Annotated in this window: 15 protein-coding genes; 9 read left to right on the forward strand and 6 right to left on the reverse strand. The window is 42.0% G+C overall.

Going from position 1 to position 14993, the window contains the following annotated elements; all coding sequences use genetic code 11:
- Nucleotides 1-85: 85 nt before the first annotated feature.
- On the forward strand, nt 86-721 hold the full coding sequence (gene rsmG / locus F2B13_RS17270; protein ID WP_149304742.1) for a 16S rRNA (guanine(527)-N(7))-methyltransferase RsmG: 636 nt from the start codon (nt 86-88) through the stop codon (nt 719-721).
- Nucleotides 722-1053: 332 nt separating this feature from the next.
- Here rsmG and F2B13_RS17275 read toward each other — a convergent pair whose 3' ends face one another.
- From F2B13_RS17275 to F2B13_RS17295, 5 genes are all read right to left on the reverse strand, one after another.
- Nucleotides 1054-1566: a DinB family protein gene (locus F2B13_RS17275; protein WP_149304743.1), complete on the reverse strand. Its 513-nt coding sequence runs from the start codon at nt 1564-1566 to the stop codon at nt 1054-1056.
- A gap of 354 nt (nt 1567-1920) precedes the next feature.
- Nucleotides 1921-3549, reverse strand: a complete 1629-nt coding sequence (gene pruA, locus F2B13_RS17280; RefSeq protein ID WP_149304744.1) for an L-glutamate gamma-semialdehyde dehydrogenase — start codon at nt 3547-3549, stop codon at nt 1921-1923.
- Between the two features lie 107 nt (nt 3550-3656).
- Nucleotides 3657-4043 carry a Co2+/Mg2+ efflux protein ApaG gene (gene apaG, locus F2B13_RS17285; RefSeq protein WP_149277366.1) on the reverse strand — a complete coding sequence of 129 codons (387 nt, stop codon included), beginning with the start codon at nt 4041-4043 and terminating at the stop codon, nt 3657-3659.
- A gap of 12 nt (nt 4044-4055) precedes the next feature.
- Entirely contained in the window at nt 4056-5036 is a 981-nt protein-coding gene (locus F2B13_RS17290) for a DUF3667 domain-containing protein (protein WP_232625261.1), read from the reverse strand.
- Between the two features lie 172 nt (nt 5037-5208).
- A complete protein-coding gene (locus F2B13_RS17295; RefSeq protein ID WP_149277368.1) occupies nt 5209-6453 on the reverse strand; it encodes a type IX secretion system plug protein in 1245 nt (414 codons plus the stop codon).
- A 152-nt stretch (nt 6454-6605) separates the two neighbouring features.
- On the opposite strand from F2B13_RS17295, the gene F2B13_RS17300 reads away from it, so the two are divergent.
- From F2B13_RS17300 to F2B13_RS17335, 8 genes are all read left to right on the forward strand, one after another.
- Nucleotides 6606-7958 (forward strand): Na(+)-translocating NADH-quinone reductase subunit A, encoded by a 1353-nt coding sequence (locus F2B13_RS17300; RefSeq protein WP_149277369.1) that lies wholly within the window; start codon nt 6606-6608, stop codon nt 7956-7958.
- 3 nt (nt 7959-7961) lie between these two features.
- Complete coding sequence (locus tag F2B13_RS17305; RefSeq protein ID WP_149277370.1) at nt 7962-9239, forward strand: NADH:ubiquinone reductase (Na(+)-transporting) subunit B; 1278 nt, start codon at nt 7962-7964, stop codon at nt 9237-9239.
- A gap of 2 nt (nt 9240-9241) precedes the next feature.
- Nucleotides 9242-9994: a Na(+)-translocating NADH-quinone reductase subunit C gene (locus F2B13_RS17310; RefSeq protein WP_149277371.1), complete on the forward strand. Its 753-nt coding sequence runs from the start codon at nt 9242-9244 to the stop codon at nt 9992-9994.
- Nucleotides 9995-9999: 5 nt separating this feature from the next.
- Nucleotides 10000-10647, forward strand: coding sequence for an NADH:ubiquinone reductase (Na(+)-transporting) subunit D (locus F2B13_RS17315; RefSeq protein WP_149277372.1), 648 nt, complete (start codon nt 10000-10002; stop codon nt 10645-10647).
- Between the two features lie 24 nt (nt 10648-10671).
- Nucleotides 10672-11439: an NADH:ubiquinone reductase (Na(+)-transporting) subunit E gene (gene nqrE / locus F2B13_RS17320; RefSeq protein ID WP_149304746.1), complete on the forward strand. Its 768-nt coding sequence runs from the start codon at nt 10672-10674 to the stop codon at nt 11437-11439.
- 8 nt (nt 11440-11447) lie between these two features.
- A complete protein-coding gene (gene nqrF / locus F2B13_RS17325; protein ID WP_149277374.1) occupies nt 11448-12755 on the forward strand; it encodes an NADH:ubiquinone reductase (Na(+)-transporting) subunit F in 1308 nt (435 codons plus the stop codon).
- A gap of 83 nt (nt 12756-12838) precedes the next feature.
- Entirely contained in the window at nt 12839-13204 is a 366-nt protein-coding gene (locus F2B13_RS17330; RefSeq protein ID WP_149304747.1) for a Na(+)-translocating NADH-quinone reductase subunit F, read from the forward strand.
- Nucleotides 13201-14211 carry an FAD:protein FMN transferase gene (locus tag F2B13_RS17335; RefSeq protein ID WP_149304748.1) on the forward strand — a complete coding sequence of 337 codons (1011 nt, stop codon included), beginning with the start codon at nt 13201-13203 and terminating at the stop codon, nt 14209-14211. The genes F2B13_RS17330 and F2B13_RS17335 overlap by 4 nt, the downstream gene beginning before the upstream one ends.
- Here the strand turns inward: F2B13_RS17335 and F2B13_RS17340 are convergent.
- On the reverse strand, nt 14201-14977 hold the full coding sequence (locus tag F2B13_RS17340; protein ID WP_149304749.1) for a class I SAM-dependent methyltransferase: 777 nt from the start codon (nt 14975-14977) through the stop codon (nt 14201-14203). The two genes, F2B13_RS17335 and F2B13_RS17340, sit on opposite strands and share 11 nt — an antisense overlap.
- Nucleotides 14978-14993: the final 16 nt, after the last annotated feature.

Raw genomic sequence — 14993 nt, forward strand, 5'->3', positions numbered from 1 at the left:
ATAGCAGAAGTACCCTGCTATAAAATACTATTGAGAATTTTTTCTCTAGTGAATATAGTAAATTTGTAATTATACAAATATACGCATGACGGTTGAAATAGTTTTTAAATATTTTCCCAATTTATCCGAACATCAGAGAAATCAATTTTCACTTCTTAGCGAATTATATAAGGATTGGAACCAAAAAATCAACGTAGTTTCACGCAAAGATATCGAGGAGCTTTATGTACGCCATGTGTTGCATTCCCTAGGCATTGCTAAAATTCAGATGTTCGAGAAAGGAGCTTCGATATTAGATGTCGGAACGGGAGGGGGATTTCCGGGAATTCCTTTGGCAATCCTGCATCCTGATGTTCAGTTTACCTTGGTAGATTCCATAGGCAAGAAGATCAAGGTGGTCGATGAAGTCATAAAGGGGCTGCAATTACAAAATGTTAGTACCGTGAATAGCCGGGTCGAAGAGATTGAGGGCCAATTCGATTTTATTGTCAGCCGTGCCGTAGCTGCGATGCCGACTTTTACGCACTGGGTAAAAGGTAGAATTAAAAAAGAATCGGTTCACCATCGTAGAAATGGTATTCTCTATTTGAAGGGGGGTAATTTGACCGAAGAGCTCAAAAACTATAAAACCGTAGAAATATTTACGCTTTCCGAGTATTTCAACGAAGATTTTTTCGAGACCAAAAAGGTGGTCTATTTGCCTCTTAAGTTCAAGGGGTAGTTTTTAAGCACACAACATGCTGTAGAAAGAATGCCTGCACTTTTTGGAGTAATTCTTTGCATACTCATAAATTTTTGAGAATACTGACTTTCTTGAAGGCTGAAGCCCACTCTGTGTTTTCATAGTTTTCATACCTTTATTTTGTAATCCATTTCTTTAAAGTTACTGAAAATTTACAATTACTTAACGTTAAATTTACATTAAAAGTATGTTGGCATGAAAAAGAATAGGTTTATTCCTTGTTTTATGATAAATAATACTCTTTTCAGGTGATAAAAAAAGTCCTTTTCTCGAAAGGAAAAGGACTCGTAGTGTACGGTATGAATGATTGTTTAATTGCTCCAGGGCGGAGTTACACCATTTGATCGGGCGTAGGCAATCAATTGTCCTTTATGTTCTCCGTTATGTTCAAGAAATATAAGAAGACCGGATAAGCGGTTGAATTTGCCAAAGCCAAAATCTACCTCTTCCCCAAATTTTCCGCTTTCGACCTTTCCAATTTTATCAAGAACAAACTCATTTGATTTTTTTAAAGTGGCCAAGATATTCTCCTTGCCCTGTATTTTTTCGATATTCATCATATCGACATCTTCTGGCGGAGGGAAACCCATTTTTGAGGCCAAATAATAATTTGCACCTGCAATATGCAAGAAAGATTCTCCGGTCGACCGTACGCCCTCTGCCGGCCGCCAATTATATTGTTCTGGTGTAAAAGCTTCGGCCAACGATACTACTTGACCTTGATTATAGGTCAACATACCTTTGATGGAGTTTTGAACTATGTCATCCTGCCCGTATATAGCCGAAATGGCAAGGAACATAAATACTACAGATAATTTTTTCATTTTCTTTAAAGTTTAGATTAGCACTAAATGATTGTCAAACTAAGAGGTACTTCGTTTGTTTACAAGGTATTAAAAAAAAATTATCATTTGTTGATTTATCAATGATTAATATGAACCTTCAATCTCGTTGTTTTGGTGTTATCTTAAAGCTTTTAAAGAAATTCGATTAGTTAGAAAAGAACGAACAGTAGGTTCTCCACCAGTATTGATTTCCTAAAGAAAATGTGCTAGTGCATTTTTTTCTTTGAAAACAGGAAAGGTGAAAGTCGATTGTCGACCTATTCCAACTCCAAATGTCCGATTCCATTTGATGGCCCTAGAAATGCCTTGCCTATTTTAGATTTTTATATCCTTTCAGTCTAAAAACGGATAGCGGTAGTTCTCAGGGCTCACAAAGGTTTCCTTGATCAATCTTGGAGATACCCAACGCAGTAAATTTTGCGATGATCCGGCCTTGTCGTTGGTTCCCGATGCTCGGGCGCCGCCAAAGGGTTGTTGGCCTACCACTGCCCCCGTGGGCTTATCGTTGATGTAAAAGTTTCCTGCGCAGTTTTGTAGAGCCTGGGTAGCCTCGGTTATGGCATATCGATCGGTCGAGAGAACGGCGCCGGTAAGCGCATAAATAGAAGTTTCGTCAACCAGTTTGAGTGTTTTCGACCAATTTTTGTCTTCATATATATAAACGGTAACGACAGGTCCAAAAAGCTCGGTTTCCATCGTAGTATATTTGGGGTCCGTAGTCAAAATCACGGTGGGTTCTATAAAATACCCTTTCGATTTGTCATAGTTGCCACCGGCGATAATTTCGGCATTTTGATCACTTTTGGCCTGATCGATATATTTCGCCAATTTATCAAAGGCACCTTCGTGTATAACGGCGGTAATAAAATTGGACATATCTTCTGGACTTCCGGGTTTGTTGAACGACTCGATATCTTTTTTGACTAGATCCAAAATCTCGTTAGCGGTGGACTTTGGTAAATAAACCCGTGACGCCGCACTACATTTTTGACCTTGAAATTCAAAGGCGCCCCTCGTGATGGCGGTTGCAACTTGCTGAGGTTTGGCCGACGGGTGGGCGATGATAAAATCTTTTCCACCGGTTTCACCCACTATTCGGGGATAGGTTTTGTACGTGTGTATATTGTTGCCAATTTGTTTCCAAAGGTCTTGAAAAACCTTTGTGGATCCGGTGAAATGTATTCCGGCAAAATCTGGGCTGTCTAAAGCGGTTTTGGTAATCATGACAGGGTCGCCATACACAACGTTGATAACCCCATCGGGTAGCCCCGCTTCCTTGAAGACATCAACGATCACCTTTGCTGAAAAAATTTGACTGTCACTAGGTTTCCATAAGACCACATTGCCCATCATTGCAGCACTCGCAGGCAGATTTCCCGCAATAGCAGTGAAATTAAAAGGAGTGATAGCATAAATAAAACCTTCTAGCGGTCTATATTCTACCCGGTTCCAAACCCCTTCTGAAGATTCAGGTTGCTCGCCATAAATTTGAGACATATATTCTACGTTGAACCTCAGGAAATCAATCAGTTCACATGCAGAATCTATCTCTGCTTGATGTATGGTCTTGGATTGTGCGATCATGGTTGCCGCATTGATTTTCGCTCTGTAGGGCCCTGCAATTAAATCCGCGGCCTTAAGGAATATGGCTGCACGTTGCTCCCAAGTCAGATCGGCCCATGCGGTGCGGGAAGCCAAACAATTTTCTATGGCCTCGCTTACATGCTTGCTTTCGGCCAAATGGTACTGCCCAACCACATTTTTGTGGTCGTGAGGGGGCGACATTGGTTTGGTTTTTCCGGTCTTGATTTCTTTGCTTCCGATATATAGCGGAACATCTATATTTCCATTGAAATAGGTGTGGTACTGTTGTAGTACTTCTTCGCGTTCGGAAGATCCCGGAGCGTAGCTTTTGATTGGTTCGTTTATTGCGGTCGGTACGTGAAAAAATCCTTTTCCCATGACGATTGATTTTCAGATTAAAAAATGAACGCCAAAGGTAGCTAAAGAAAGTCAGAAGAACGAATAGGAAAATGCGAAATAGAAAAGGAAGGTACTATGATTTACTGCTAGTTCAACGCAAACGGGGCATGGAATTTGAACGTGGGAATAAATACCCTAAATTTCTCCGTAGAAGTGAAGTTGACCATATTGAAGTGCCCGCGCATGGCGCCAATGGGCGAGGCTAGAAGGCAACCTGAAGTATAGGTGTGCGATTGACCGGGTTTTATTACCGGTTTCTTGCCGATGACCCCTTCACCATCCAAAATTTCCAGTTCGTTAAGGGCATCGTAGATTTCCCAATGACGTGAGGTCAACTGAACCGAATCTTTACTTTGGTTTTCAATTGTTATCGTATAGCCGAAGGCAAAATGCATCTTGTAGTTTTTAAAGAAAGTTCCTTCAAAACTAGTATGTACTGAAATCTTTATGCCCTTAGTTACCTGTGTAATCATATGACTTTCGGTCTAATAGGTAAAAATATTGCCTGCAAAAAAAATGACGGAGGAAAACACTGCCAATATAAAAAAAATCGTATTCAAAAAAACATATTTAACAATAGTTTTAAATACGTTTTGCCGATAGAACTTCCTCATGGCCAAAAACAGATAGACGGAAAAGATCATGAGAAAGATTCCGTTACTATCCACGTTGAAAATATAATCGATTAAATAACTAATAATTAGCAAGATAAACAACAATGATGTATTATGGAAGCTAAAGATCAGATTATCGGTATAAGAGTATTTTTTTCTGATGTAAACCAACCAAATGAATACCGCGAATAGAGGTAGGAAGAAAAAAACCACAAAGGGGAGCTTCGAAATGAGGGTGCTGACAAAACTTCCTGGAGCCCGCTGTAAACGGACAAGACCTTGAGCTGCATTAAATGTCCATTGATTTTCGATGCTTTCGGCAATCTCATATTTGACCAGGGCATCTTTAAGATTGAAAATGGAGTCTTTTAGTATGAAAGTCCGAAAAAAGGAGATCTTATGTATTATTCTTTCTGCGAAGTCCTGCTCCTCTAATTTCATAAAATTGGCGTGCGGATTTGCAAGGATAATGGAATCTTTTTTTTTGGCTTCGGTCAAGAACCTGTGGTAATCGCCTTTATAGGGTATAGAATCAATTTTCTGATCAAATGCAGCATCATTCGTTACGCTAACCGAAGGAGGTTGAAGGTTTAGATATTCTTCAAAGTCTTCCTCTGTTTTGACGCCATACCGATCTAAATCTGAAAAGTTTCCACTGTAATTTACCAAGAGAAAGTAGACGATGGCCAAACTCAGCAAAAACCGGAACGGATTGGTATACGACACACGTTTGCCATTGATGTAATCTTTTGTAATGCGACCTGGTTTCAGTAATAGTGCCGAAAGGGTTTTAAGTAATTTGGAATCGTAAGAGATGAGACTGGAAAAAAATTCGTCGAAGTAGTCCTTCAAAGAGAGTTTTTTGTTACTATTTGCTTGCGAACAATTTGGGCAAAATTTATCCGTCAGGTTTAACCTATGTCCGCAATTAAGACATTCGGTGTTCCTGTATTTTAGTTGATACCTACCTTTTTGGGTGACGGTCGGTTTGTTCTCCATTAATCCCAAAGATATTTTAAAAAAATCAATTGCTTATATCGCGGGAGTTTGCTGTACCTATACCTATGATGCTATCGTAAAGTTCACCAAAATTCCGGTAATACACCAAGATGAGATAGGTGTTTTCCGTAAAATGAAAATTGCCGCATATCGCATTGCGGTCAAGAGTGCCGTCGGCTCGCTTAATTACGTATTTATAATTGTAAAAACCTTGTTTCAAATCGATCTGACCCTCCATCATGCCATTGGCTTCATTATAATCCAGCTTGTTTTCCTTTTCTAAGGCGTAATTGTTGAATTTTCCAAAAATATAGACTTCATCCAGTTCTAAAATTTCGTCGTAGGGCAGTGCAAAATGTACTTTTGTGTATTCGGCTTCCCTCGAACTATCATCACCTTGAAGGGTTCTTACGACGAAATCACCATTGATATCCGGATAAAACGTGTAGGGCTCATTTCGGCGATACCTATCGGAAAATAGATAGTGGTTATATAGATCGCCGATCTCAATTCTGGAAATTTGGGAGGTTGGCGCCCGAAGGTCGCTTGTGTCGAAATTTAAGAATTCGTTGCCACCGAAAAAACTTGTCTCTTGGTCATACTTGTAGACGAGTTCGTTTCCCATGGTATATTGAGGGGCGATATCGTAAATAGCCGTAGACCATTGAAAGTTTTGTAAAATGGCTACTTTTATTTCTTTCTTTGGATTGACCCATTGAAACCCCCCTGCATTGATGTTAAACTGAACGACTTGTTTTTCGTTGAGGAAGTTGAAATCACGGGAACGTTTGACGGTTGCCCCTACTTTTAAGATATTTTTATAAACCACGAACCTTCTCGAAAATTGTAGTTCGTAGCGATCATTGTAAATCTCGAGCACATAGTTGCCGCTAACTTTTAGGCTGACGTTTTGGTTCGGTATGGTCAAGCGGTAATTAGAATAGGGCTGCAGGGTCGAATAACTGTTATAGTAATCAATGATGCGTTGATTGTCGACCCCATTGAGGTACTGCGATTTAAGAAGTTGAGAAGGGGTCCAATCATAATCGCAATGTACGATTTTGTAGTAATAATCACTTTCGCCCGCAGTAAGATCGTCAAATTCCAATTGCATGGTCTCCCCGAGCTCGACCACCGGAAATTGATCTTCCGTAGGGCCACCAAAAATGATGGTTTTAATATTCGGCGGGGGATTTATTTCCTCTTGAACCTGTCCGTATAGCGAAGAAAATACGAGAAAGATGAAAATTTGTTTAAGACAGCAGCGCATATAAGGCCTTTTTTTGGCATAAAGGTAAACAAAAAGCGTACCCAAGAAATTTAGATCGTTATACCGTCCAAATTTATAGGTATTTATTATGATAACTATCGTTTAAGTACTATTTTTGCCGCAGAATTTATTAACCTAAGGTCTACGTTAATATGTCTAAAGACATCAGGATTAAAAAGGGTTTGAACATTAACCTTGTCGGTGCCGCAGAGCAAACAACTTCAACAGCCGTCTTAAGTAATGTTTACGCAATACATCTTAATGATTTTCATGGATTGACTCCGAAAATGTTGATTAAAGAGGGTGCTGAGGTAAAAGCGGGTGAACCTCTTTTCTACAACAAGAACAAGGAAGAGATGAAGTTCGTTTCTCCGGTAAGTGGAGAGCTTGTAGAAATCAATAGAGGGGCCAGAAGACGTATCCTCAATCTAAAGATATTGGCCGATAAAGAGCAAGCCCAATTGACGCACCAACCTTTGAATGTCGAAAAGGCTTCGAAGGAAGATATTAAGGCGTATTTGCTCGAAGGGGGATGTTGGCCCTTTATTAAGCAACGACCTTACGATATTATAGCGAACCCCGATGCAAATCCGAAAGCTATTTTTATTTCAGGTTACACTACCGCACCTCTGGCCGCTCAAGCCGATTATGTGTTGCAAGGAAAGGAAAGTGAATTGCAGGCCGCCATTCATGCTTTAGCTAAGCTCACTCCGGGAAAAGTACATGTTTCTGTTGGAGAAGCGTCCAATTCACCGTTGGCCGGGCTTTCAGGTATAGAATTGCACAAGGTTTCAGGACCACATCCAGCTGGATTGGTGGGTACCCAAATCAATAAAATCGATCCGATCAACAAGGGCGAAACCGTTTGGACGGTTGCCCCGCAAGATTTGATCATTATCGGAGAATTCTTATTGACGGGCAAGTTCAACCCAGAGCGCCTCGTGGCCTTGGCGGGTTCTTCGGTAAAAACCCCGAAATATTATAAAACTAAAATCGGTGCCGAAATCTCGACCTTTCTCTACGCCAGTGGAGTGAACGAAGATAATTTTAGGGTAATCAACGGCGACGTGTTGACCGGCTTGAAAAGCCGTCCCGACGGCCATCTAGGTTTTTATAACAATACGGTTAGCGTTATTCCCGAAGGAGATGATTATGAGTTCTTTGGATGGAATAAGCCAGTTTTCGATAAAATTTCTGCGACCAGGGCCTTGACCTTTTCCTGGCTACAGCCGAATAAGAAGTACGACCTTACGACCAATACCAACGGCGAACACCGGGCTTTCGTGGTTACCGGCATGTACGAAAAAGTATTTCCAATGGATATCTACCCCTTACAGTTGCTCAAAGCGTGTATGGTGAACGATATTGATGAGATGGAGCAATTGGGGCTTTATGAGGTTGCCCCTGAAGACTTTTCGTTGACCGAATTCGTTTGTGTGTCAAAACAACCTCACCAGAAGATCATCCGGGAAGGATTGGATTTGTTGTATAAAGAAATAGGATAAAAGATGAAAGATAAAAGACTGACTTTCAAGAAAAGACTACACATTTTAAAGCATCATTATCGTGATAAGAAGATGGCACCGGCCTTCAATGCCCTGCACACCTTTTTGTTCACTCCAGATGAGACCACCCACTCCGGATCTCACGTGAGGGCCGCCGATGATTTAAAGCGAACCATGAACACGGTGATCATGGCCTTGCTTCCGGTTTTGGTGTTCGCAATGTTCAACGCCGGATACCAACATTATGCGGCTGTGGCGGCAGCGAACGGAGAGCCGTTGCAGTTCTCCCTATGGGATACGTTCCTGACATGGGATAATTTTTATATAGGCCTTATCAAAGTGTTACCATTATTAGTGGTTTCTTATGGGGTCGGACTTCTTGTGGAATTCATTTTTGCGGTGATCAAAGGTCATGAAGTCGAAGAAGGATATCTGGTTACCGGAATGTTGGTACCATTGATCGTTCCTATCGATACCCCACTTTGGATGTTGGCAGTCTCCGTTGTTTTTGGCGTTGTCATTGGAAAGGAAGTTTTTGGAGGCACGGGTATGAATATCCTGAACCCGGCATTAACGATACGGGCCTTTTTGTTTTTTGCATACCCCACGTGGATGAGCGGTGATAAGGTCTGGGTATACGAAGCAGTCGAAAGAGCAGGTACGCCCGACGCAATTTCAGGAGAGACCATTCTGGGTTCTTTGGCGCAAAATTCCGATATAAGTTATTCCGTTTCCGATATGTTCTTCGGTTTTATTCCGGGATCCGTGGGAGAAACCTCCACATTTTTGATCCTTTTAGGAGGGCTCTTTTTGATTTTCAGTAAAATAGCCAGTTGGCGCATCATGGTTAGTGCCGTAGTAGGTGCCTTGGTCATGGGCTTGATATTCAATGGAGTGGTCGATCAAGGATGGATAGGCGAAGGCAGTAAATTCTATGGCCTTATGAGCTTTGAATTTTGGAAACATCTTATTGTCGGAGGTTTGGCGTTCGGAATCGTTTACATGGCGACTGACCCCGTGACGGGGTCACAGACCAATCGTGGAAAATGGATATATGGATTTTTTATCGGGTTTATTTCGGTAATGATACGGGTGTTCAATCCTGCGTATCCCGAGGGTGTTTTCTTGGCTATTCTGCTGATGAACGTTTTCGCTCCGACCATTGATCATTATGTGGTTAGGGGGAATGTCAATCGAAGGTTGAAGCGGGCCAAAAACGCTACGGTTTATCCAAAAGATTCTGAAAGTAAAGAAAGTGAACTTCAAGTAGAAACTGCATAATTATGGCATTCAATACAGAAAAAAATACCTATACCGTAGTTTTTGCCGCTATAATGGTGGTTGTGGTGGGCTCATTGTTGGCGTTCGTGGCCTCTGGGTTAAGCGGCAAAATTAGAGAGAACGAGCGGTTCGAAAAGCAACAGAATATTCTTTACGCGATGGGCGTCAACGAAAATCAAGATGAAGGCAGCGTTAATTTTGTACCTACAACTGAAGTAGAAAAAGAGTTTGCCTCATACATTAAAAAACAGATTGTTATCGAGGGTGATAAAGTGACTGAAGACAACGAGGCCTATCTTATCGATATGAAAAGACAATTGGAAGTCGCTAAGTCTGGCGGAACCCCTAAGTTGCCACTTTTTATTGGTGAGAAAGACGGAAAGGAATTTTATATAATTCCCATGTACGGTAAAGGTCTTTGGGATGCCATTTGGGGGTTTATCTCTCTTGACGATCAAATGGTGGTGCAGGGCGTATATTTCGACCACAAAGGGGAAACACCGGGTCTGGGCGCCAATATAAAACAACGGTACTTTATGGATGATTTTACGGGTGAAACCATCATGAAGGGAACCCAGTATGCAGGTATAAGCGTGGCTAAAGGAAACAACGATCCTTTGAACAAGATAAAGGATGATAATGAAGTAGATGCATTGGCCGGGGCTACCATTACCGGTAATGGGGTATCCGCAATGATCAGTGAAACCGTAAAACTTTATAAGGGCTATTTACAAACAATTAAGGATAAAGGATAATTGATATGGCATTACTTTCAAAAAAAGACACAAGTCTCATATTAGACCCTCTAACGGATAACAATCCAATAACGATACAAGTTTTGGGTATCTGTTCTGCCTTGGCCATTACGGCAGAACTTAAGGCATCGATTGTTATGGCCATTTCAGTGCTCTTTGTACTCGGGGTAGGAAATGTGGTCATCTCCTTGATGCGAAATATAATTCCTTCCAAAATAAGGATTATTGTACAATTGATCGTGGTGGCCGCTTTGGTAATTATTGTCGATCAGGTGTTGAAAGCCTTTGCCTATGAGTTGAGCAAGACATTATCTGTTTTTGTGGGCCTGATCATTACGAACTGTATCATTATGGGGCGCTTTGAGGCCTTCGCTTTAGGTAACGGTCCTTGGAAGTCTTTCCTCGATGGTATTGGAAACGCAGCTGGTTATGGGGTGATCCTTGTTATTGTAGGGTTTTTCAGAGAACTCTTGGGGTCTGGCACTTTGATGGGCTATAAGGTGTTAGGCGATCCTATCGCCAAAACCGGTTTGTACTCCATAGGCTATGAAAACAATGGCTTTATGCTGCTATCGCCTATGGCCTTGATTGTCGTGGGTATTATTATCTGGGTACAGCGTTCTAGAAACAGGGCCTTGATCGAAGAAAATTAAAAAAGCATTTTAAAACATAGAATTATGCTAGAGCATATTGAATTATTCTTTAAATCTATCTTCATCGACAATATGGTGTTCGCAACCTTTTTAGGGATGTGTTCTTACTTGGCGGTGTCAAAAAAGGTCACTACTGCGGTCGGGCTGGGCGCGGCCGTAATTTTCGTATTGGCCGTGACCGTGCCGTTAAACTGGCTCTTAGATCATTACCTCTTGGCGGATGGAGCCCTCTCTTGGCTCGGACCTGAATATGCGGATTATAATTTAAGCTTCCTTTCTTTTATTCTATTTATTGCCACCATTGCGACCATGGTACAATTAGTAGAGATCGTAGTGGAGAAATTTTCTCCCGCACTCTATAATTCGTTAGGTATCTTCTTACCGCTTATTGCTGTGAACTGTGCCATTCTTGGAGGCTCTCTTTTTATGCAGTCTCGGGATATACAAACCTTCGGTCTCGCTTTCAATTACGGTCTGGCTTCTGGAATCGGATGGTTTTTGGCTATTTTGACCATTGCTGCTATTCGGGAAAAAATCAGGTACTCGAACGTGCCACCACCGTTACGCGGTTTGGGTATAACCTTTATTATTACAGGATTGATGGCTATCGGTTTTATGAGCTTTGGCGGTATGTTGACCGGCGGGGAAGAAACTGAGGAAGCTGTTGAGCAAACGACTGCGGGCGACAAGACTATAGATGAGAGTCGGCCGACTGCGGCAGAAACCAAGGAATTGAAAAAAGAAGAGCTCGAAAAACAAGAAGTCTCTTATAATGACGCTTTAAACCAATAGAAATAGATATGCTATTAGCTACAAGTACGGGCGGAACGATATTGATTACTGTCGTAGCCTTTTTAATCCTATTGATGATTTTGGTGGCACTTTTGCTTTTCACCAAGGAAAAATTATCTCCCTCAGGACCGGTAACCATTACCATCAATGGAGAGAAGAAAATCGAGGTTGGTTCTGGAAGTTCGCTACTTTCGACCTTAGGAAATAAAAAAATATTCCTACCGTCAGCTTGCGGTGGTGGTGGTACCTGCATTCAATGCGAGTGCCATGTACTCTCGGGTGGGGGTGAAGCTTTACCTACGGAAACTCCACATTTCTCAAAAAGGGAATTGAATGAAGGTGCCCGTCTTGCCTGTCAGGTCAAGGTGAAGCAAGATATGGACATTACCATTCCCGAAGAGGTATTCGGTATAAAGAAATGGCCGGCTAAAGTGGTTCGTAACTACAATGTGGCCTCTTTTATCAAGGAGTTTGTAGTAGAGATTCCTGAAGACATGAACTATAAGGCGGGGGGCTATATACAAATTGAGATTCCACCTTGTGAAATAAAATATTCCGACATAGATATCACAGCCCATCCGGAAGAGCATGAAACTCCCGATAAATTTCAGGCCGAATGGGACAAGTTCAACTTATGGCCTCTGGTCATGAAGAATCCTGAAACGGTAGAAAGGGCTTATTCCATGGCATCTTATCCTGCCGAGGGACGTGAGATCATGTTGAACGTTCGTATCGCAACACCCCCATGGGACCGTTCGAAAAACGGCTGGATGGATGTAAATCCTGGGATCGCTTCATCGTATATCTTTTCATTGAAAGAGGGTGATGACGTCGTGATTTCTGGTCCTTATGGTGAATTCTTTATCAATGAGTCCGATTCCGAAATGTTATACGTCGGAGGTGGTGCGGGAATGGCGCCGATGCGTTCGCACTTGTATCATCTTTTCAAGACCTTAAAAACCAATCGTAAAGTTACGTATTGGTACGGGGGGCGTTCAAAAAGGGAGTTGTTCTATATCGACCACTTTAAGCAATTGGAAAAGGATTTCCCGAACTTTAATTTTTATATGGCATTGTCGGAGCCTTTGGAGGAAGACAACTGGAAGGTCAAGGAAGATATTGATGCACCAGGCGACGGTTTTGTCGGCTTTATACACAATTGTGTAATCGAGAATTATTTGAGCAAGCACGACGCTCCAGAAGATATCGAACTGTACTTCTGCGGTCCTCCATTGATGAACAAGGCGGTACAGAAGATGGGTGAGGATTTTGGAATACCTGACGAACATATTCGATTTGACGATTTTGGTGGATAGTAGGATGTACCAATTTCACTATAGTTAATTATATAAATCAAACCGATGTATCTTACATCGGTTTTTTTTGAATCTCTTTTTTGATGGGCAAAGCGTTGACCGAACAGGAACTACACAATCTGGCGATGAATATCGTGGGCAAGCAATTGGAGTCGGAAGGGTTTGAGTTTATGGGGGTAAACAGCAAACCCAAAAAGAATCCCCAGTTCGTATGCCTTAAGGAAAAGGAGCTTCATTTTATTGTGGTGCGCCACGTTTCTTATCCTGAAGACCCCAATTCCTATGATGATGAATTGATGGGGAAAATGAAAGACCATGCCGAAAAGTTCAATGCCAAGGTGTATTATGCAGGGGTAGGCCTTTCCAATGCAAAAAATCAAGAACTTCCCGTCTATTTGAACGAGCCGTACATCGTAGCATACGATGGATTAATAGCAATAGGACAATGAATAGGATTATTCTCGCCCTCCTCGGCCTACTAATGGTTTCATGTACCGGTAAGCAGCCCGAACTGGTTCGGAACCAAATTCAAGGCGGTGCCTTGGGTACCTCCTATAGTCTTATTTATTTAACGCATGAGTCCCAAAATTTTCAGAAAGAGATCGATTCGGTTTTCACTGCCGTCAACGGTTCATTATCGACCTATATCCCTACTTCCGATATTTCTAAGATTAATAGAGGTGATACCACCGTGGTGGTCGATGCGATGTTTTCCGATGTTTTCCAATTGTCAAAACAGGTGTTTCAAAGTACACACGGATATTTCGATCCTACCGTGGGTGTTCTGGTCAACGCTTGGGGTTTCGGGCCGGGTACGCAGATAGCGATGGATAGTACGCGCGTCGATAGCCTACTCGATTATGTTGGTTTCGATAAGGTGATCCTTACGAAAGATAATACACTGAAGAAAGAGAGCGGACCTATTTATTTAGATTTTAACGCCATTGCCAAGGGATATACCATTGATCGCCTGGCACGTCTTATGGATACGAAGGGAATTGAAAACTACTTGCTCGAAGTGGGGGGCGAACTAGTGGCCAAGGGAGATAACCGAATAAAGGAAAAGCCATGGGTGGTAGGTATCGATGATCCCCAGATGGGGGATACGCGACAGTTGAAGAAAACACTCTTTTTAAAGGATAGGGCCATGGCCTCCTCCGGCAATTATAGAAAGTTTCGAGTTGATTCCTTAACTGGTAAAAGATATGTACATACCATTAACCCCAAAACGGGCTTTACCAAAAACTCGAATACCTTGGCGGCTACTGTGATAGCCGATAATTGCGCCAAGGCGGATGCCTATGCTACGGCTTTTATGGCCATGGATCTGGACGATGCCCTCAAGTTGCTTACCTCGATGCGTGATCTGGAAGCCTATATTATATATTTGGATGAGCAAGGCGATACCCAAGAATTTATGACGCCAGGTTTTGAAAAACGTGTCGTCAAGCGTTAGGGCCCTTTCTGACCAAGGGTAGTATTTCACCTGCTGCCAGACGATATTTTTCCACATCATCCTTCGATAAGTGGGCGGTATAGTCCACTTCGTCTACCGTGAAACCAATATTGCGTAGTTTATCAAAATAGTCTCGGCCGTAGATACGTACATGGTCATATTGACCAAATATTTCGGTACGTTCCTTTTTATCGGTAATGCTATCGTCTTCAAAAGTCGTTTCCCTTTGCAAATCCTGTGGAATTTGAAATATGCCCCATCCCCCTGTTCTGAGTACCCTATAAAGCTCCTGCATGGCTTGGGTGTCGTTTGGTATATGCTCGAGTACATGGTTGCAGAAGATAATATCAAATGATTCCTCTTCGAAGGGCAGCTGACAAATATCGGCTTTTACGTCGGCCAAAGGCGAGTTGAGATCGGTAGTTATGTAGGTCAAATTCCTAAGCTTCCTAAAACGCTTGTAGAAAGGTTGTTCGGGGGCAAAGTGCAACACTTTGTAGGTGTTGGTGAAAAAGTCGGTTTCTCTCTCAAGATAGAGCCAAAATAGCCGATGTCGTTCCAATGATAGGGTAGAGGGCGACAATACATTTTTCCTCGGGCTTTTATAACCGTAAGGCAGAAACTTCCTAAATTTTTTACCATCGATGGGGTCTTCGTATCGGTTTCCCGCCATCCATAGCGCCAAAATCGGACGTACCAAATAGCTAAGTTTAATAAGCCACGGTCGGGGTACACGATTAAGAATAAGCTTGAATATTTTTGACACTAATTAGCGCTAACCT

Source organism: Pareuzebyella sediminis, from assembly GCF_008367235.1.
GTDB classification, from domain to species: Bacteria; Bacteroidota; Bacteroidia; order Flavobacteriales; family Flavobacteriaceae; genus Pareuzebyella; species Pareuzebyella sediminis.